This window comes from Streptomyces sp. NPDC051041, assembly GCF_044456065.1.
In the GTDB taxonomy this organism is placed as follows: Bacteria; Actinomycetota; Actinomycetes; order Streptomycetales; family Streptomycetaceae; genus Streptomyces; species Streptomyces glaucus.
Genome location: NZ_JBITFM010000015.1, coordinates 33,047 through 54,021, shown reverse-complemented (window position 1 = coordinate 54,021; position 20,975 = coordinate 33,047). Strand labels below are relative to the sequence as shown.

Here is a 20,975-nt window from a genome sequence, read left to right as displayed (position 1 = left end):
CATTTTCACTTAGGTTCGTCGGTGTCCCGCTTCCCCTGCCGCAAGGGCGGGGGAGGCCTTCTTTCTGCCTGCCGCCGCAACGGAGACCGGATGAACCAGCCTGTGCCGAGCGAAGACATCCTTGCCCGCGTCATCGACTGCATAGCCGACGTCCTCGGCACGCCACCGCAGAAGGTCACGCTGACGACTCCGCTCGCGGCCCTGGGGCTGGAATCGTTCACCGCGGTGCGGCTGAGGCGGCGGATCCGCGAACGCATCGGCGCGGACCTGCCGTTGACCGCTTTCCTCGGTGAGGGTGCCACGGCCCGCGCGCTGGCGGACCGCCTGCTCGCCTCCCGGGCGCCCGGGGGTGCTACGCGTCCCGGGCCCGTCGGTTCCGAGGCGCGGGGGGAGGCGCAACGCGATGGTGCGCGGCGCGGCGGGGCGACCGAAAGAGAAGAGGAAGCCTTTCCCCTGACACCGATTCAGGCCTCATACCTGGCCGGACGCGCCGAGGGCATGCCGCTGGGCGGGGTCGCCACCTACTACTACTACGAGTACGACCGCACGCCCGACGGCGCGGACCCGCTCGAGGACGTGAACCGGCTGGAGACCGCCTGGAACCGGCTGGTCGACCACCACCCGATGCTGCGCATGACAGTGGACGACCGGGGCCGCCAGCGCATCGCCGAGAACCCCGGTCCCTACCGGATCGGCGTCACCGACCTGCGCCGCGAGTCCGCGGAGCGAGTGCGGGAGACGTTGTCGGCCCAGCGCCGGGAACGCTCCCACCAGAACCGGCCCACCGGCTCCTGGCCGCTGTTCGACATCCACGCCACGCTGCTGCCCGACGGACGGACCCGGCTGCACGTCGGGGTCGACGTACTGCTGACCGATCTGGCGGGCTGGATGCTGCTGATGCGCCAGTGGGGCCGTCTCGTCGAGGACCCCGCCCACCGGCTTCCCGAGCCGCCGGCGCGGTTCGCCGACCTCCAGCGCGCCCGGACCACGGACCCCGAGTGGGCGGACCGGCGCGCACGCGACCGCGCCTACTGGGCCGAGCGCGCTCCAGAGCTGCCGCCGGCCCCGCGGCTGCCCCTGCTGCGCGACCCCGCCGACACCACCCCGCCCCGCTTCGTCCGCTCCGCCGCCGAACTCGACGCCGACGCCTGGGCGGAACTGCGCGCCCGATGTACGGAGCACGCGGTCACGCCGACCGCCGCCCTGCTCGCCGCCTTCGCCGTCGTACTCGGCCGGTGGGGCGCCGGGGAGCGGATCTGCCTCAACACCACCCTGTTCGACCGCCCGGAGGACGGTGGCGGCGCCGAAGGCGTGGTGGGGGACTTCACCACCACCGCCCTGGTCGGCACGCCCCGCTTCAGCCCCGCCGACTGGAAGGGCTTCGCCGACTACGCCACCGCCGTCAACCACCGCTTCTGGGAGGACCTGGACCACCGGTCCGTGTCCGGTGTCGAGGTGCTCCGGGAGATGCGGGCGCAGACCTCGCCGTCGGTGCAGGCCCCCAGTCACCCGGTGGTCTTCACCAGCGGAGTGGGTCTCGCGGGCGGCGGAGAACCCCCGGCCGCGTGGATCGGCCAGGAGGTGTACGGCATCTCCCAGACCCCGCAGGTCCTGCTCGACCACATCGTGTGGGACGAGGGCGGACGGCTCCGCCTGGCCTGGGACGCCGTCGAGGGAGCCTTCCCCGACGGCTGGATACCGGCCCTGCTCGACGCCTACGTACGCCTGCTGCGCGCCCTGACGCAGTCCGCCGCCTGGCGCGACCCCTCACTGGGCTGGGACCCCTCCTTCCGCCCCGAGGAGCCTCTCGACGCCGAGCCCTTCCCGGCCGCCGGTCCACTGCTGCACGACCCGGCCGTCGACGCGTCCCGACGGCATCCGCAGCGGCCGGCCCTGCGCACCTCCACCACCACCGTCACCCACGCCCGCCTCGCGGACAACGCCGCCGCCACCGCGGCCCTGCTGGCCGCGCACGGAGCGGGGCCCGGCGACATGGTCGCCGTCGCCTGCGAGAAGAGTCCCGCGCAGATCACCGCCGTACTCGGCGTCAGCCTGAGCGGGGCGGGCTACCTGCCGGTCGAACCCTCCTGGCCGGCCGCGCGGATCGCCGCCGTCTGCGAGCGGGCCGGTGTCCGGCACGCGCTGACCGGCCGGGGCGTGGCCGTCGACTGGCCCGAGGGCGTCACCGTGCACCGGCTGACCGCCGCGGGCCGGCCCGCCCGCGGCGCCACCCGTCCCGCCGGACCCGCGACGCCGCCCGCGGCACCGCGCCCCGACGACCTCGCCTACACCATCTTCACCTCGGGTTCCACCGGCAGTCCCAAGGGCGTGGAGATCCAGCACCGGGCCGCACGCACCACCATCGACGACATCGTCGACCGGTTCGCCATCGGCCCCGACGACCGGGTGCTGGCGCTGTCGGCGCTCAGCTTCGACCTGTCCGTGTTCGACATCTACGGCGTCCTCGGCGCCGGCGGCAGCCTGGTACTGCCCGACCCCGCCCGGCAGCGCGACCCTCAGCACTGGCTCGAGCAGGCCGGTCGCCACGGCGTCACCGTGTGGAACACCGCCCCCGCCCTGCTGGAAATGCTCGTCGAGTACGCGGAGATGGAGCCGGACACGGCCGCCGCCGCGCTGCGCACCCTGCGCCTGGTGATGCTCTCCGGCGACTGGATCCCCCTGACCCTGCCCGACCGCCTGCGCCGACTCGCCCCGCAGGCACGGGTGATGAGCCTGGGCGGGGCCACGGAGGCGTCCATCTGGTCCATCACCTATCCGGTCGAGCACACCGACCCGCGCTGGCGCAGCATCCCCTACGGCAGGGCGCTGCGCGGCCAGAGCTTCCTCGTCCTCGACGAGGACGGCGCGCCCTGCCCGGTCGGTGAGGCGGGGGAGCTGTTCATCGGCGGTGACGGACTGGCCCGCGGCTACACCGGCGATCCGGTGCAGACCGCCGAGAGGTTCGCCGTCCATCCCGTGCTGGGCCGCCGACTGTACCGGACCGGGGACCTGGGCCGGTGGACAGCCGACGGCACGATCGAGTTCCTCGGGCGCGTCGACCGGCAGGTGAAGATCCGCGGGCACCGCATCGAACTGGGCGAGGTGGAAGCGGTGCTCGCCCGTCATCCGGCGGTCCGCCAGTGCGTGGTGTCGTCGGTACGGGGTCCCGACGGGCGGCCCCGGCTGGTCGCGCACCTGTCCCCCCGGGGAGCGAGCGCGCCGCCGACCGCCGAGGAACTGGCGGACGCCCTGCGTGAACGGCTGCCCGACTACATGGTGCCCAGCCGGTTCGTGATCCTGGACCAGCTGCCGATGACGGCCAACGGCAAGATCGACCACGCCGCACTGACCGCAGCGCCGAGCGTCCGGTCCGTGGACACGGAGGTGTCCGGCACGGCCGCCGGGCGGAGCGGGCCCGCCGAAGCCGCCCCGGGTACGGTTCCGGCCGCGTCCGCCACCGCCTCCGTCGCCGCCTCGGGAGAGGACTGGGTCGCCGCCGCGCTCGCCGAGGCGGCCGCCCTGGGGCTCGAGGCCGCCCTCGTGGTCCGGCCCGGCCGGCTCCGGCCCGACCAGGCACTGGAGGCGTCCGCCCACTGGCTGAGACACGTGGCACGGACCGCCGGCGGAACGGCCGCCGAACCGCGCCTGCCCGCCGACGGGCTGGCGGAGGTGGTCTGCCGTCCCCGCGGGAGCGGTGCCACCGCGCTCCCCCCGGCCAACGAGCCCTCACCTCCTACCGGTCCGACCGGCTCGGCGGCCCCGGACCGGCACGTCACCGGCCCCCGTACGGCCCCCCACGGCGGCGGGCGGGGCACGGCCGCCCCCGTGGACCCGGCCGTGCTGGAAGCGCTCACCGCCGTCCTGGCCGACTTCACCGACCTGCCGGTGACGCCCGACAGCACCTTCGGCGCCCTCGGCGCGACCTCGCTGACCCTGGTCCTCACCCACCGCAGGCTCCGCGAGGGCATCGCTCCCCACCTGGCGCTGGCCGACATGTTCGAGCACCCCACGGTCGCCGCCCTGGCCGCCCGCATCACCGCTCAACGCGCCGAGCACGCCACCGAATCCCCCACCGCCGACGGCGCCCCGTTCCTCTCCCCGTCCACGGCCCCGCAGCCCGCACGGCCCGCGCGCAGGACCTCCCGCGTCGCCGCGCGCGCCCTCGCCGAGGAGACCACGCGATGACCGAGCCGATGACCGGACCAATGCCCGAATCGACGACCGGACCGACGGCCGCCCCCCGGTCCGATCACCCGCCCGTGGACGACGACCTGATCGCGGTCACCGCCCTGGACTGCCGGTTCCCCGGAGCGCCCGACACGGCGGCGTACTGGGATCTGCTGGCCGGTGGCCGCAGCGGACTGACCCGGCACACCGAGCGGGAACTGGCCGGACACGGCGTATCCGCGCGGCTGCAGGCCAACCCGGCCCATGTGCCCGTCAGCGGGATCATCGACGGACAGGACCGCTTCGATCCCGAACCGTTCGGGCTGACCGACGCCGAAGCGGCTCTGATGGACCCCCAGCAGAGGCTGTTCCTCGAAGCGTGCCTGCGCGCCCTGGAGAGCGCCGGGCACGGCGGCGGCGCCGGAGCCGGAGCCGTGGGTGTGTTCGCCGGCGCGGCCCACAGCGACTACCTCGCCCGCAACCTGGCCGACCGGTACGCCGCCTCCCCGACGGACCCCGTCGGCAGCCTCCAGGCGGCCCTCGGCGGAGTGGCCGACTACCTGCCGCTGCACGTCGCCCACCGGCTCGGTCTCACCGGGCCCGCCGTCGCGGTCGGCACCGCCTGCTCGACCTCCCTGGTCGCCGTGCACCTGGCGGCCCAGTCGCTGCTGGCGGGGGAGTGCGACACCGCGCTCGCGGGCGGATCCTCCCTGATCGTCCCGCAGGGCCGGGGCTACCTCCACGTGCCCGACGGGATCTTCTCCGCCGACGGGCACGTCCGGACCTTCTCGGCCGAGGGCACCGGCATCGTGCACACCCAGGGCGTCGGCGTCGCCGTCCTGCGCCGGCTGCGGGACGCGCTGGCCGACGGCGATCCGATCCTGGCCGTCCTGCACGGCTCCGCCGTCAACAACGACGGCGGGGACCGCACCGGCTTCACCGCCCCCTCTCCGCGAGGGCAGGCCCGCGTCGTCTCCGAGGCGCTCGCCGTGGCCGGTCTCACGCCCAGGGACATCACCTACGTCGAAGCCCACGGCACCGCCACCCGCCTCGGTGACGTGGTGGAGGTCGCCGCGCTGCGCCGCGTCTTCGGCGACACCGGCCCGGCCTGGTGCGGCCTGGGCTCCGTCAAGAGCAACATCGGGCACGCCAACTCGGCCGCCGGCATCGCCGGATTCGCCAAGACCGTCCTCGCCCTGCACCACGGCCTGCTGCCGCCCACCCTGGACGCCCTGCCCCTCAACCCCGACCTCGGACTGGACGACTCCCCCTTCACCGTCGTCCACGAGGCCACCCCCTGGACCGGGCCCCGGTACGCCGGAGTCAGCTCGTTCGGCATCGGCGGCACCAACTGCCACGTCGTCCTGGGCAGCGCCCCGGTGCGGCCCGTGCCCCCCGCCGACCCGCGCCCGCAGCTCGTCCTGCTCAGCGCGCACCGCGACGACGCCCTCGCCCGCCTGGCCGAGGACACCGCCGCCGCCCTGCACCCGGCCACGACCGCTCCCGCCGATCCCGCCGACGCCGCCCACACCCTGCACACCGGCCGCGCCCCACTGCCGTACCGGGCCGCCGCGGTGATCACCGGAGAGGCGGAGGCCGACATCCGGGCCCTGCGCACCGCCCCCCGCCGCCGTTCCGGCCCGACCCCGCCGCGGATCGTGCTCGTGTTTCCCGGCGCGGGAGCGCAGTACGCGGGCATGGGCCGCGAACTGTGCGCCGAGGAGGACGAGTTCGCCCGCACCGTGCGCGAGTGCGCCGACCTGTTCGACGACGGCACCGGTGTCGGCCTCACCGACCTCGTCACGGCCGACCCGTCGGACGAGCGGGCCCGCCGGCTGCTGCGCGATCCCGCCCACGGCCTTCCCGCCCTGTTCACCGTCTCCCTCGCCGCCGCGCGCACCCTGCGCTCCTGGGGCGTCGAACCGGACGCGGTCGTGGGCCACAGCCTCGGCGAGTACGCGGCCGCCGTCCTGGCCGGAGCCCTGTCCCTGCCCGACGCCGCGAAACTGGTGGCGGTCCGCTCACGCGGCGTGTCCCGGGTGGCCGGGGGCGGGGCGATGCTGACGGTCCCACTGTCCGAACAGCGGACCCTGGCGCTGCTCGCCGACCATCCCGAACTGGACCTGGCCGCCGTCAACAGCCCGCGGTCCTGCGTGGTGTCCGGGCCCGAGCAGGCCGTCGGCGAGCTGGAGCGCGCCCTGGCCGCCCGGGGTGAGCGCACCGTGCGGCTCTTCGTCGACGCGGCCCTCCACTCCCGCCTGGTCGACCCGGTCCTGCCCGAACTGCGCGAGGCCGCCGCGACCATCCGCCCCCGCGTCCCCGCCGTCCCGCTCGCCACGACCCTCACCGGGAAGTGGCTGCACACCGCCCCCGACGCCGACCACTGGGTGGCGCACCTGCGGTCCACGGTGCGCTTCTCCGACGCCCTGGCCACCGTCCTGGACGAGGGGCCGGCCGTCCTGGTGCAGGCCGGACCGGGCAGCGCGCTGCTCCAGCTGGCCCGTCAGCAGCGGGACACACGACCGCCGGCCACTGTGGCCGCTCTCCCCGACCGCGACGATCCCCGCGGCGGACGTGCCGCGCTGCTCGCGGCCGCCGGAGAGCTGTGGACGCACGGAATCCCCCTGGACGCGGCGGCCCTGCACCGCCCGGGGCGGCGCCGGATCACCCTGCCGGGTCTTCCGCTCGCGCCCCGCAGGCTGTGGATCGATCCGCCCGCCCCGCGCCCCGCGGACGGCACGCCCACCGCAGGGGGACCGGGCGACGGCGGGGTCGCTTCCGCCGCGGCCGCCCCCGCCCCCGACGAAGCGGAACCCCTCCAGCTTCCGACGTGGCGGCGCACACCCCCGCCCGACGCGGACCGGCCGGCGCCGGAGGGCCGATGGCTCGTCGACGGCCCGCAGGATTCCCCGCTGCGGGAACAGGTCCGTGCCGCGCTCACCGCCGCCGGAGCCCGCGCCGTCACCCTCGACGAGGCCGCCCGGACCCCGGACACCCCTTGCACGGGCGTGGTCGTGGTCGACTCGTCCGACGGGACCACCGCGGACGGGACGGACCCGGCCGAGACCGTGACCGCATCGGTGCTGCGCTACGCGAGGCTGGCCCGGACCGCCGCCGCCTGGGCGCACCGGACCTGTCTGCTGCACGTCAGCCGGAACGCCCAGCAGGTGGAGAGCGCCGACCGGCCCACGGCCCACGGCGCCGCGACCGTCGCCGTTCCCCGCGTTCTCGCCCAGGAGTTCCCCGGGCTGCGCTGGCGCGCCCTCGACCTGCCGGCCGGACCGCCGGACGCCATGAGCCTGCGGGCCGTGTGCGCGGAGGCCGCGGACCTGGCGTCCGGCGCTCCCAGCGGCATCGAGAGCGCCGTCCGCGGCGGACACCGCTGGGTACGGGGCATCACCCCCTGGCGGCCGGTGGCACCCGAACCGGACCCGGACGAGCACGGTGCCGCAGGCGCCGGCACCGACTCCGGCAGCGGCACGGGCTTCGGCACCGGCACGGCCGTAGTGCTCGGCGGTCTCGGAGACGTGGGCCTGGCCCTCGCCGGACACCTGGCGCGCACCGGGCGGCGGGTGGTGGTGACCGGCCGCACCGGACTCCCGCCCGACCCCGCCCCGGGCAGCGCCGAGGCCGAACGCGCCGAGAGCGTCCGCCTCCTGAGGGAATCCGGCGCCGACGTGGAGATCCGAGCCGCGGACGCCGCCGACCCGCGCGCCACCGCCGACCTGCTGCGTGAACTGACCGACCGCGACGGCCCCTTGGACGTGGTCGTCCACGCCGCCGGAGTGGTCGCGTCCGCCGCCGTCGCACCGCTGCGGGCCACCGAGGAGGACACCGTACGCGCCCACGCGCACGCCAAGGTCACGGCCGCCCTGGCGCTGCGCACCGCCGTGCACGGCCTCCCGCCCGGCCGCCGGCCGGGCACCGTCCTGCTGATGTCCTCGGCCACGGCGTTCGTCGGCGGCCTGGGACTGGCTCCGTACGCGGCGGTCAACCGCTTCCTGGACGCGCTGGCCGAGCACGAGCACACCGCGGACCCGGAGACGACCCGCTGGATCAGCGTCGCCTGGGACGCCTGGCGCGTGGGCCCGGGACGGACCGAACGCACGGTGGCCGCCCGGCACTCGATCGGTCTGGCGGACGGCATGCGCTCCGTGGACCGGCTGCTCGCGCTGGCGGCCCGGGGCCGCGCCCCGGCCTCCGTCGTGGTCTCCCCGGCCGACCTCGCCCCCCGCGCCACGGGCACGCCCGCGGTCGTGCCCGCCTCCGCCGCACCCGCCTCCGCCGCACCCGCCTCCGCCGCGCCCGCCTCCGCCGCGCCCGCGGCACGGCCGCGGACCGGTGCGGGGCTCCGCGCCGGTGCGGAGACGGAACTCGCCGAGCTCTGGACGGAACTGCTCGGCTTCCCCGTCACCGACCGCGACGCCGACTTCTTCGCGCTCGGCGGTCACTCCCTGCTGGCCACCGGGATGCTGGCCCGGCTGCGTGACGACCACGGCGCCGACCTGCGGCTGCAGGACCTGCTCGCCCGGCCGACGATCGCGGCCCTGGCACCGCTGCTGTCCGGCCGGGAACCTCGGCACGTCCCCGCCGAACCCCGGGACACGGACGCGCCGCGCCCGGTCACGGCACCCGGCGGCGCGCGGGAGTTCCCCCTCACCCGGGTGCAGCACGCCTACTGGGTCGGCGGCTCGGGCGGCTACCGCCTGGGTGACGTCCCGTGCTCCTTCCACCTGGAGTACGACTGCCCCGGCCTGGACACCGACCGCTACGAAGAGGCATGGAACGCGGTGATCGCCCGCCATCCGATGCTGCGCGCGGTCATCTCCCCGGAAGGCCGCAACCGGGTGCTGGAGAGGGTCCCCCGCTACCGCATCCGCGTCCAGGACCTGACGGGGTACGACGACGCCGAGCGCGCCCGGAGGCTGGAACGCGTCCGGGACCGCATGGTGCGCCGCGAACCCCGCCCGGCCCGCTGGCCGCTGGTCGACATCCGGGCGGCCCGGCTGCCCGGCGGCGTCGTCCGCCTGTTCGTCAACGTCGACGTACTGGTGTGCGACACCGCCAGCTACCTGATCTGGGACCGCGAACTGCGCACCCTCTACCAGGATCCCGGCGCCCGGCTGCCGCCTCTGCGCACCACCTTCGCCGACTGCGTGGCCGCACTCGAGCGCCGCGCCGAGGGCCCCGAGTACGCCCGGGCCGCCGCCTACTGGCGTGCCCGGCTGGACGAGGACGACCTGCCCGGCGCCCCCGCGCTGCCCGTTCGGCCCCAGGACCCGGGCGAACGGCCCCGCTTCGCGCGCCGTACCGCCCGCCTGGAGCCGGACCGCTGGGAGGCCCTGAAGGCCGAGGCCGCCCGGCGCGGTCTGACCCCTACGGCCGTCCTGCTGGCGGCCTACGGGGAGGCCCTCGCCCAGTGGGCGCGGCAGGACCGGTTCTCCGTCACCCTCACCCTCTTCGACCGGCCGGCCCACCTGCCCGGCGCGGACGACGTGGTCGGCGACTTCACCTCGCTGATGCTGCACGTGGTGGACCGTTCGGACGTCACCCGGTTCGCCGGCGCCGCCGCGCGCGCCCAGCGCACCCTGTTCGAGGACCTGGACCACCGGGAGTTCAACGCCCTGGACCTGCTCGCCGAGAAGTCCTCCCGCACCGGGCGCACCGAGTCCGTCCCCGTCGTCTTCACCAGCGCCCTGGGCCTGTCCGGCCCGCTGGGCGGCGGACACGACCTGGACTGGGCCGGCACCCCCGTGTACGGCGTGAGCAGCACCCCGCAGACCTGGCTGGACCACCAGGTGATCGAGCAGCACGGCGCGCTCCTGCTGCAGTGGGACGTCCTGGAGGGCGCGCTGCCCGCCGACGAGGCGGACGCGGCGTTCACGGCCTACGCCGAGCGGATACGCCGGCTGGCCGAGGAACCGGAGCTGTGGGACCTCGACGAGGCCCCCGCGACACGTACCACCGCGGAGGTGCCCGCCGGACCCGGCGCCCGAGCCGGCGACGCCGACGCCGCCCTGCTGCTGCACGACGGCCACGACGGCAGCACCGAGGGCGGCCGGGACGACCGCCCGCTGTTCCTGATGCACCCCTCCGGCGGGGACGTGCTGTGCTACGGCGAACTCGCCCGTCTTCTCACCGACGGCCGCCCCGTGGTGGCGCTCACCGACCCCGCCCTGACCGGCGGCACCGGGCCGCGGACCATCGCCGAGATGACGGACCGCTACCTCGCCGCGGTTCGCGCCCACCAACCGCACGGTCCCTACCTGCTGGGCGGCTGGTCGATGGGCGGCACGGTCGCCCACCAGATGGCCGTCGAACTCGAACGGCGCGGTGAGCGGACCGACCTCCTGATCATGATCGACTCCAACACCCCCGACCGCATCCGGGCGCTGGGCGGCACCGACCGTACCCGGGACACCGCTTCCGCCGCCCTCCGCTACCTGCGCTCGCTGGAGGCGTTCCTGGACCTGGATCTCGGCCTCGGCACGGACGCGGACGCGAAGGCGGCCTGGCAGGAGCTGACTCCCGAAGGAGTACGCGAGGCCGTCACCGAACGGCTGCGGGCGGCCGGCCTGCTCGGCCCGAGGGACACCGCGGACAAGCGGCTGGAGGTCTTCGAACGCCATCTGCGGGCGCTGGCGGACCACAGAGCCGGTCGTCTCACCGACCCGGCCACCCGGTTGCTGCTCATCGCCGCGTCCCGCCCCTCGCCGCACAACGCCGGCGTCGGCATGGGCGTCGACGACGCCGGGGACCTGCCCGCCCTGGGGTGGCTGCCGCACGTCGGCGGCCCGGTCGACGCACACACCGTCGAAGGCCACCACTACTCACTGCTGCACGACCCCGCGGTACGGCGGACCGCCGCCCTGATCGACCGGGCCCTGGCCGCCGTACGCGCCGGCCGGTGAACCCGCCTTTGCCCCTGTGACATCACGCATCACGAGAACCACCCGGAAAGCGACCATGCCCCAGCACTCATCGCTCCACGCCCCCGTGCCCCGCAGATCGGTCCTCACCGCCCTGACGGCGCTCGCCGTCCTGCCACTGGGCGCCTGCACCGGCACGTCCTCCACCGACTCCGCCGACCCCGCCGCGGCCACCGCGTCCGCCACCCCGGTCGACGGCGGCACCCTGCGCTACGCGGCCACCGGATCCCCCGCCACCGCCAGTGACGACCCCCACGGCGGCCTCGGCAACGAGTCCGATGTCCTGCGCTTCGCCCTGACCTACGACGTCCTGACCGTCCCGGGCAAGGACGGCGGGACCCGTCCGCGGCTCGCCACGTCGTGGAAACCCAACGACGCCATGGACCGCTGGACCTTCACGCTGCGCGAGGACGCCCGCTTCACCGACGGCACGCCGGTGCGCGCCGCCGACGTGCTGTACTCCCTGCGGCGCATCAGCGAGAAGGCCGCCGAGAACTACGGCCGGCTCGCGGACTTCGACATGGAGAAGTCCACGGCCTCCGACGACCACACCGTGGTCCTGGCCACCCGCACCCCCATGGCCGACGCGCCCGGAGCGCTGGAGTCCGTCAGCTTCGTGGTGCCCGAGGGCACCGAGGACTTCTCCCGCGCCGTTCCCGGCTCGGGCCCCTACCGGGTCGACAGGACCAGTGCCCAGACCACCGTCCTGACCCGCAGCGAAACCTGGTGGGGCGAGCGACCGCACCTGGACCGGATCGAGATCCGGGCGATCGCCGACCCGCAGGCACGGGCCAACGCCGTCACCTCCGGGCAGGCCGACGTCGCCGGCAGCGTCAGCCCGGCCGCCGTCAAGAGCGCCGCGAGTACGGGCGGTTCGGGAAAGACGCAGGTGGTACGCCGTGAAGGCGTCACCGAGTACCCGTTCGTCATGCGCCTGGACACCAAGCCGTTCGACGATCCCCGAGTCCGCGAGGCCTTCCGTCTGGCGGCCGACCGCAAGGCCCTGGTCGACACCGTGTACCTGGGCTACGGCAAGATCGCGAACGACCTCCCCACCCCCTACGACCCCTCCACTCCCAAGGACCTGCCCCAGCGCACCCGGGACGTGAGGAAGGCCAAGCGGCTGCTGGCGGCGGCGGGTCACGCGGACGGACTGTCCGTCACCCTGCACACCACCACCTCGTACCCCGGCATGGACACCGCGGCCACCCTCTACGCCCAGCAGCTCGCCGACATCGGCGTCAGGGCCGAGGTGAAGGTCGAGCCCGCCGACACCTACTGGACCGCCGTCTACGCCAAGAAGGCCTTCTACACCGGCTACTACGGCGGCATCTCCTTCCCCGACCTGACCCGGGTCGGCCTGCTGTCCGATTCCCCCACCAACGAGACCGCCTGGCGCAGCGAGACCTTCGACGACGGCTTCGCCCGCGCCATGGCCACCGCGGACGAGAAGCGGCGCGCGGAACTGCTCGCCGACATCCAGAGGGAGTTGTGGGAGGACGGGGGCTACGTCGTCTGGGGCACCGGCGACGGACTGGACCTCGCCGCGCCCGGCGTACGCGGACTGCCCGACGGGCCCGGCTTCCAGCGCATGTTCATCGACCAGGTGTGGCTGTCCCGGTGATCCTGCGTGCTGTCGGCCGCACCGCCGCGCTGACCGTGGCCGCCACGGCCGTGGTGTTCGCGGCCACCGAACTGCTCCCCGGCGACGCCGGGGAGCTCAGGACGGCGGGACGGGCCTCCGCGGCGGAGATCGCGCGGGAGCGGGACCGGCTCGGGCTGGACCGGCCGGCCGTGGTGCGCTACCTCGACTGGCTGTACGGCGTGGTCCGGGGCGACCTGGGCCGCTCACTCGCGGGAGGACGGCCCGTGGCGGCGCTGTTCGCCGAGCGGCTGCCCGCCACCGCCGCCCTGGTCGCGGCCGCCCTGGCCGTCACCGTGCTGCTGACCGTGACGGCCCTGGGCATCGCGTACCTGCGCCGCGGCCGGGGCGGCTCGGCCGCCACCGGACTGGCCGCCGTGCCGCAGCCGGTCTACGCGGCCGTGCTCGGCGCGGTCCTCGCCGGGCTGCTGGGCTGGCTGCCCGCCGTGTCCCTGCTTCCGCCCGGCGGCTCGCCGCTGGCCGACCCCCGTGTCCTGGTCCTGCCCGCCCTCACCCTGGCCCTGCCCTCGGCGGCCTTCGCCACCGCTCTGCTCCGCGGAGCACTGGGCGACGCCCTGCGCCGCCCGCACGTGACCGACGCACGGCTGCGCGGCCTGCCGGCCCCACTGGTGCTGCGCCGGCACGTCCTGTCCTTCCTGTACGTGCCGGCGCTCCAGGTGACGGCCCTGCTGGCCGGCGGCCTCGTCGCGGGAACGGCCCTGGTGGAGACGGTGTTCGGTTACCCGGGCACCGGGCAGCTGCTGGTGTCCGCCGTCGCGGTGCGGGACGTTCCCGTCGTCCAGGCCGCCGCCCTCCTCCCGGCCGTCGTCCTGCTGCTGGGCATGCTCCTGGCCGACCTGGCCGCCCGCCGGACCACGGTGCCGTACGCGGTGAGAGGCGCGGACACTCCGGCCGGCGCCGGCCCAGCCGTGCCAGGAACCGCGGGGAGGGGCGTGTGATGGCCCGCGCCGTACTGCCCCTGCCCCGTCCCCTCCTCCCGGGCGCCGCCCGCCGCTCGGCGCCCGTCGCCGCGGCCGTCGTCCTGCTGGTGTGCGTGCCGCTCGGCGAGTACGCGGCCCCGCACCCGCCCGAGCGCACGGTCGCCGCGCCCTGGACGCCGCCAGGCGGGCAGCACCTGCTGGGCACCGACGCATTGGGACGCGACGTCCTGTCCCGGGTACTGGCCGGCGGCGCCCACCTGCTCGCGGTGTCCCTGTCGGCCGCGGCCGCCGCCGTCGCCTGCGGTACCGCCCTCGGTCTTGCCGCGGGCTGGACGGGCGGCCGCACCGCCCGTACGGTACGCGCGCTGTGCGACCTGCTGCTGGCGGTTCCCGCCCTCGTCCTGGCGCTGGTTCTGGCCACCGCGCTGCCCGGGGCGACGGCGGTCGTCGTGGCGGCGGTGCTCAGCGGAGCGCCGCTCACCGCACGGGTCGTCGCCGCGCAGTGCGCGCATCTGCGCGCCAGCGGACATGTGCACGCCGCCGTCGAACGCGGCGAGCGCACCCCTGCCGTCCTCGTCCACGAGGTGCTGCCGTCCCTGCGCCGTCTGGTCGCAGCCGACACCGGGCTCCGACTGGTCACGGCACTGCAGATCGCGGCGGCCCTCGCCGTCCTCGGCCTGGGGCCGCAGCCACCCGCACCCGACTGGGCCCTGATGCTCGGCGAGAACCTGCCCGGGGCCGCGCTCAATCCCATGGCGCTCCTGGCCCCCGCGGTCCCGCTGGCGGGCTGCGCCTGGGTGTGCGCCGCGGCGGCCCGGGCCGCCGCCCGCACACCGGGGGAGGCCGGATGACCGCGCGCATGCGGGACACGTCCGCCGGGACCGCCGTGCCGCTGCTGGCGGCCGACCGGCTGACCGTCCGCCGCGTCCACGACGAGGCCACCGTGCTCCCGCCGGTGGACCTGAGTGTCGGATCCGGCCAGGTCCTGGCGATCACCGGCGCGTCCGGCGCGGGAAAGACCACGCTGCTGCGCGCCCTGCTCGACGTCCTCCCGGACGGTCTGCGCCGTTCGGCGGGCACCGTGAGCTGGCGGGGTGCGACGGTGCCGCAGGGACGGGCGGCCAGGCGGTGGCGGCGTGCCCACCTCGGCTGGCTGGGACAGGACCCCGGCGTGGCTCTGAACCCGCTGTGGCGGGTCGACCGTCTGATCGGCGAGGGGTTCACCGGCGGCACCGCCGCCCGTGCGGAGCGGGTCGGTGCCCTGATGGACCGGCTGGGCCTGGCGCCCGGGCTCGCCTCCCGGCGCGTGGGCGAACTCTCCGGCGGACAGGCCCAGCGGGTCGCCCTCGCCCGTGCGTTGTGCGCGGACCCGCAGCTGCTCGTCCTGGACGAGCCGACCTCGGCGCTGGACGCGGCCACCGCCGGTCTGGTCGCCGAGGTGGTGCGGTCCCGGCGGGACGCGCCCGGCCGGTGTGTCGTCCTGGTCACCCACGACGCCCGCCTGGCCGGGGAACTGGCCGACCGGACACTGGTGCTGGAACCCGCCGCGGTCGCCGGATCCGCCGCGGTCGTCCCCCGCCCGGCTCCCCGGGACCGGCGGGAACCGGGTACGGCTCCGCCGGCTGCTCCGGCGGCGCCTCCAGCCGCTGCGGTGCGCGAGCCCTCCCGCCCGGCCACCGACGTTCCGGTGCTGTCGGCACGCGGACTCCAACTGCGCGCTCCCGACGGCACGCCGTTGCTCGACCCCTGTGACCTGGACCTGCCGGCGGGCGGCTGGCTGGCCGTCACCGGACCGTCGGGTGCCGGGAAGACCACACTGCTGCACGCCCTGGCCGGCCGGCGCCCACCGGCCGGCGGATGCCTGCTGCTGCACGGACGCCCGCTGCCCGCCACGGCACGCCTGCGCGACCGGGAAGCGCTGCGAGCCGTCCAACTGGCCGGGCAGGACACGGCGACGGAACTCAACCCGGCGCACTCCGCCGGCCGGTCGGTGGCCCGGCCGCTGAAGGTGTTCCACGGCATGAGCGGGACGGCCGGACGGGAGCGGGCGCGGGAACTGCTCGAAGCCGTCGGACTCGCCGCCGAACTGGCCGGACGCAGGCCGTCGGCGCTCTCCGGCGGCCAGCGTCGCCGGGTGGTCCTCGCCCGGGCCCTGGCCGCCCGCCCCGACGTACTGCTCCTGGACGAGCCCACCGCGGCCCTCGACCCCGCCTCGGCACGGCACGTGCTCGATCTGCTCGACCGGCTGAGGAAGGACGGCCTGGCCGTCCTGACCGTCACCCACGACCCGGACACGGCCGCCCGCGCCGACCGCGTCCTGCACCTGACCGGGCGCCGGCCGGCACCGCGGCCGCCCGCGCTCACCGACCACCGCCACGACCGACGCGACGAACGTGACGCACACGACGAACGAACGGAGCACCCCGGTGTCCGACCGCACCACGGCTGATCTCACGGCCGCCCGCACCGGCCGTATCGCGGACCTGCTGGCCGCCCATCCCTGGGTGGCCGGCGCCCGCCCCGCACCCGACGGCGGCGTCCACGTCGTCCCGCACCCCGACGCCGTGGCCGCCTCGCCCGAACCGGGCCCCCTGCTGCGCGAACACCTCGAGCAATGGGCCGAGGTGTACGAGTGGGTGTACGAGACGGGCGAGGGGCGGCACGCCGACGACCTGGATCTGTCCGGGTGGCGGGCCTCCGACACCGGGGCTCCGCTGCCCGAGACCCACATGCGCGACTGGGTGGACCGCACCGTGGACCTCGTCCTCGCCCAGCGCCCGCGCAGACTGCTGGAACTCGGCTGCGGCACCGGTCTGCTCGCGCACCGCCTGCACCCGCGCCTCACGGGATACGTGGGGACGGACGTCGCCCAGGTCGCGGTGGACCGGCTCACCGCCGCCGCCCTGCCCCGCACCGCGTTCGTCCGGGCCGCCGCCCACGAGACGGCCGCCCCGCAGGTGCGGGACGCCATGGCCACCGTCTTCGGCCCCGGCACGCGCCCCGACTGCGTGCTGCTCAACTCCGTCACCCAGTGCTTCCCCGGCCTCGCCTACCTGACGGCCGTCCTGCACGGGGCACTGGCCGCCGTCGAGGACGGAGGCACCGTGATCATCGGAGACATCCGGCACTCGGACCTTCTCCACGACCACTTCGGCCGGCTGGAGAGGGCGCGGGACCCCGAGGCGGACGACGCGACGATCGCCGCCCGTGCCGCGGCCGCCGCCGAGACGGACGAGGAACTGTCCTTCACCCCCGCGGCCGCCCGTGCCGCGGCCGCCGCCCAGCCGCGGCCGTTCCGCATGAGCGTCCACGCCCGCACCATGGCGGAGGACACCGAACTCACCCGCTACCGCTACGACATCGTCCTGCGCGTCGGCCCGCACACCGGGGGGCCCGGCACCGACCGGGTGCGCCGCATGTCCTGGGGCGAACACCGGGGGAGCGGGACGGAGGAGGCACTGCGCGTTGCGCTCGAGGACCGTCCCGTCGTTCTGCACGGCATCCCCAACGCCCTGCTCCTCGACACCCCGGGGGCAGTGACCCCGTACGCCCTGCGCCAGGCCCTGGACGGAATCGACGCCGCGGTCCTGCTGGACGCAGCCGACCCCCGGATGCTGGCCGTGGCGGCACCGGCGCACTGCGCCCCCGCCGCGTCCGACGGCACCCCGGTGCCCTCCGGCCCGACCGCCCACGAACCGTTTCCCCTGTTCGTCCGCCGCCGCCTGCCCGAGGTGCTGCGCGACCACCTGCGCCGAGCCGGGCCGGAAACCCCGCTGCCGGGTATCACCGTGGTCGACCGCCTCGAGGACGACCCGTCATGACCGCGGCACTCACGGACGCCGACCTCACCGGGCTCCCGGGCGTGACGGACTGGCAGCTCCTGCCCGGCGATCCGCACGGCATCCTGCTGGTGGCCGGACAGCCCCCGGCGGTGCGGGACGCCGCCGCTGACGACGGTCGCGCCGCGGCCCGGGCGGCGGCCGACGCCGACGTCGCGCTCGACGGCGTCGACCCGGCCCCCCTCCCGGCCCTGATGCGGCAGCTCGACGAGACCGCGCTGCTGACGATGGCCCGCGTACTGGACCGGACCCGCCTGTTCCGCGACGGAGGCGGGCACGACACCGGCGAGATCCTCTCCGCCCTGGCGGCCGCACCCCGGCACGCCTGGATCGTACGGCGCTGGCTGCGCACCCTGACCGCCGAGAACAGGCTCGCCCTGGACACGGGAACCGGCCGCTACCACTCCCTGAAGGCGCCGGACCGCCGCGACCACGCCCATGCGCTGCGCACACTCGACGCGGCGTGCCGGGGACTCGGCTACCCGACGTCGATGGTCCGCTTCTTCCGCGCCGCGGCCGAACGCCTGCCGCTGCTCCTGCAGGACCGCGCGTCCCTGCAGGAGGTGCTCTTCCCGAACGGGGAGACGGACACCGCACAGGGCAACTACCGTGACAGCGCCCCCAGCCGGTGGGTCAACCACGCCGCCGCGTCCCTGATCGCCGACGAGGCCCGCCGCCGGGCGGCGCACCGGCCCCTGCGTGTCCTGGAGGCGGGCGCCGGAGTGGGCGGCACCACCGGCACCGTGCTGGAGGCGCTCGGCGACACCCCTGCCGACTACCTGTTCACCGACGTCTCCCCGTTCTTCCTCCGAGCGGCCCGGGACGTCCTCGGCGACCGTCCGGGGCTGCGCCACGCCCTGTTCGACATCCAGGCCGACCCGCTCACGCAGGGGTTCGCGGCGGCGTCCCAGGACGTCGTCCTGGCCGCGAACGTCCTGCACAACGCACGGCACGTCGGCAGGGCCCTGGCCGCCCTGCGGGAACTGCTGGTACCCGGGGGGCTGCTGGTGCTGGTCGAGTCGTGCCAGGAGCACTACCAGGCGCTCACCTCCATGTACCTGCTGATGTCGCCCGCGCGTGAGGAGCGGGGCTGGTTCACGGACCTGCGGGCCGGTCAGGACCGGGTCTTCCTCACCGCCGAGGAGTGGACACGGCAACTGGACGCGGCGGGCTTCGACCCGCTGCCCGTCCTGCCGCACGAGGGTCATCCCCTGGCCCTGGCCGCGGGCCAGCGCGTCATCGCCGGCCGCGTCCGCACCCACGGCGGCAGGCCGGACCCCGGCCGTGTCCGAGCTGCGCTCGCCGACCGGCTGCCACCCGCCATGGCCCTCCCACGGATCCACGCCGTGGACGACATCATCCGCACCGCCATCCCGACTGGAGCACCCCGTTGACCTCTTCCTCCGCCACCACCGACCACAGCGCCGACACGCAGACGGCTCCGGCCGGCCTCGTCGACGCGGTCCGCGCCGTCTGGGCCGACGCCCTGGAGACCGACCTCACCGCCGTACCGGCGCACGCGAGCTTCCTCAGCCTGGGCGGCGACTCCGTCCTGGCCGTCCGCATGGCGGCGATGCTCCGCAAACGGCTGGGCACTCCGCTGGCACTGGCCGACGTCGGCGTCGAACAGAGCGCCGCGCAGCTCGCCGCCCTGGTCCACGAACGCAGCACCGGCTCCGGGACCGGCGCCCTGCGCCCGCTGCCCCTGGACCTGTGCCGGCGCGAGGACCCGGACGCCCCGTTCCCGCTCCTGCCGCTCCAGCAGGGCTACTTCGTGGGCCAGCAGGACGCCTGGGAGCTGTCCTACCGCTCCGCCCACCACTACGTGGACATCGGGCTGGAGGACATCGACGCCGACGAGGCCCCCGAAGCGCTGCAGGACGCCCTGGAGAGGCTGGCCGAGCACCAGGCCGTGCTGCGGGCCCGTATCCTGCCCGACGGCCGGCAGCGCATCCTGCCCCTGGACGACCCCGAGGCGATACCGCAGCTGAGGGTCACCGACCTGCGCGACGCCGACGAGGAGACGGCCGCCGCCCGGCTCGCGGAGATCCGGCACGAGATGAGCACCGAGGGTCCCGATCCGTCCCGGGGCTGCGGCCTGGACATGCGCCTGACGCTGATGCCCGGCGACCGCGCGAGGCTGCACTCCTCCACCAGCCTGCTGATCATCGACGGCTGGTCCTCCGGCGTCTTCTACCGCGACCTGTTCGCCCTGGCCTCCGACTACAACGCCGTCCTCGCGCCCCTGGACATCGACTACGGCGACTACGTGACGACCCTGCGGGAGCTGCCCGGCACGCAGGCCTGGCAGGAGGACCGCGACTGGTGGTGGGACCGTCTCGACGGCTTCCCCCTGCCGCCGGCCCTGCCCCTGGTGGCCGACCCCGCAGAGGTACGCCCGACCCTCATGGGCACCCGCCAGGCGGTGCTGGACCCGCAGCGCTGGTCGGCGCTGCGCCGCCTGTGCACCGAGCACGGCGTGACCCCGTCCGCGGCGATGTTCGCCGCGTTCGCCGCGGCCGTCGCCCGGGCCTGCGGCCACCGCCGTTTCCTCCTCAACACCCTGCAGCTCAACCGGCTCCCGCTCCACCCCGACGTGCCCCGGTTGGTGGGAGCCTTCTCCTCCACCATGCTGATGCCGGTCGACCTGCCGCAGGCCCCGGTCTTCGCCGACCTCGCCACCCGCGCCCAGCAGGACTTCGGCGACGCGCTCGCCCACAACCTGATCACCGGTGTCGAGGTCTCCCGCGAACTGGGCCGCCGCCGGGGCACCCACCGCCCGGTGGCACCCGTCGTCTTCCAGTCCACCCTGGGCGTGGACGCGGCGCTGGGCAGCGAGGTGCCGCAGGAGGCCGGACCGCTCGGAGCGATCGATCTCCTGAGCCATCACCAGCAGCTCAGAACCCCCCAGGTGGCCCTAGAAGTACGGCTGTTCGAGCTGCGCGGGGAGCTGGTGGTCGTCTTCTCGCTGGTGGAGGAGCTGTTCGCGCGGGAGGATGTCGACCGGATGTTCAGCGATCTCATGGACACCGTCGAGTCGCTGGTCGAACGGGACGGCTGGTCCGCCGTGGTCGAGCTGCCCGACGGGGTCGACGGCGAGCGGACCGAGCCGGCCGGGCGGGGGACCGGCCGACGTCTGTCCGTACCCGCTGCGGCGGCCGACCGGGGGGAACCGGGGCCGCCCCGGAACGACACGGAACGAGCCGTCGCCGCGCACTGGCGGAAGCTGCTGGACTGCCCGGTGGAGGAACGCACCGCCGACTTCTTCGCGCTCGGCGGCGACTCGCTGCTGGCGGTCAGGATGCTCGGGTCGCTCGCGCGGGAGGGACTGGGGCGGGTGACACCGCGCCGCTTCCTGGAGCAGCCGACGGTGGCCGGACTCGCCGCCGCCCTGCGCGAACCGGACGACCGGTGAGAGGGCGTGGGGGCGGCGGGCACGGGATCGTCCCCGCCGCCC

The 20,975-nt window shown here is 75.7% G+C and carries 9 protein-coding genes; all 9 read left to right on the top strand.

Annotated elements, in window-relative coordinates:
• Positions 1 to 90 precede the first annotated feature (90 nt).
• Genes ACIBAI_RS21855 through ACIBAI_RS21815 form a run of 9 tightly spaced genes read left to right on the top strand, consistent with a single transcriptional unit; the run spans position 91 to position 20,933 of the window.
• The gene (locus ACIBAI_RS21855; RefSeq protein WP_399036561.1) at positions 91 to 4,185 is read left to right on the top strand and encodes an amino acid adenylation domain-containing protein; all 4,095 of its coding nucleotides are present in this window, start codon (positions 91 to 93) and stop codon (positions 4,183 to 4,185) included.
• Positions 4,182 to 11,078 carry an SDR family NAD(P)-dependent oxidoreductase gene (locus tag ACIBAI_RS21850; protein ID WP_399036559.1) on the top strand — a complete coding sequence of 2,299 codons (6,897 nt, stop codon included), beginning with the start codon at positions 4,182 to 4,184 and terminating at the stop codon, positions 11,076 to 11,078. The genes ACIBAI_RS21855 and ACIBAI_RS21850 overlap by 4 nt, the downstream gene beginning before the upstream one ends.
• A gap of 55 nt (positions 11,079 to 11,133) precedes the next feature.
• A complete protein-coding gene (locus ACIBAI_RS21845) occupies positions 11,134 to 12,720 on the top strand; it encodes an ABC transporter substrate-binding protein (RefSeq protein WP_399036557.1) in 1,587 nt (528 codons plus the stop codon).
• On the top strand, positions 12,717 to 13,697 hold the full coding sequence (locus ACIBAI_RS21840) for an ABC transporter permease (protein WP_399036555.1): 981 nt from the start codon (positions 12,717 to 12,719) through the stop codon (positions 13,695 to 13,697). The genes ACIBAI_RS21845 and ACIBAI_RS21840 overlap by 4 nt, the downstream gene beginning before the upstream one ends.
• Positions 13,697 to 14,530 carry an ABC transporter permease gene (locus ACIBAI_RS21835; protein ID WP_399036553.1) on the top strand — a complete coding sequence of 278 codons (834 nt, stop codon included), beginning with the start codon at positions 13,697 to 13,699 and terminating at the stop codon, positions 14,528 to 14,530. The genes ACIBAI_RS21840 and ACIBAI_RS21835 overlap by 1 nt, the downstream gene beginning before the upstream one ends.
• Positions 14,527 to 16,128: an ABC transporter ATP-binding protein gene (locus ACIBAI_RS21830; RefSeq protein ID WP_399036551.1), complete on the top strand. Its 1,602-nt coding sequence runs from the start codon at positions 14,527 to 14,529 to the stop codon at positions 16,126 to 16,128. The genes ACIBAI_RS21835 and ACIBAI_RS21830 overlap by 4 nt, the downstream gene beginning before the upstream one ends.
• Positions 16,106 to 17,500, top strand: coding sequence for a class I SAM-dependent methyltransferase (locus ACIBAI_RS21825; protein WP_399036549.1), 1,395 nt, complete (start codon positions 16,106 to 16,108; stop codon positions 17,498 to 17,500). Before ACIBAI_RS21830 ends, ACIBAI_RS21825 begins: the two co-directional genes overlap by 23 nt.
• Complete coding sequence (locus ACIBAI_RS21820; RefSeq protein WP_399036548.1) at positions 17,497 to 18,912, top strand: methyltransferase; 1,416 nt, start codon at positions 17,497 to 17,499, stop codon at positions 18,910 to 18,912. Before ACIBAI_RS21825 ends, ACIBAI_RS21820 begins: the two co-directional genes overlap by 4 nt.
• On the top strand, positions 18,909 to 20,933 hold the full coding sequence (locus ACIBAI_RS21815; RefSeq protein WP_399036546.1) for a condensation domain-containing protein: 2,025 nt from the start codon (positions 18,909 to 18,911) through the stop codon (positions 20,931 to 20,933). The genes ACIBAI_RS21820 and ACIBAI_RS21815 overlap by 4 nt, the downstream gene beginning before the upstream one ends.
• Positions 20,934 to 20,975: the final 42 nt, after the last annotated feature.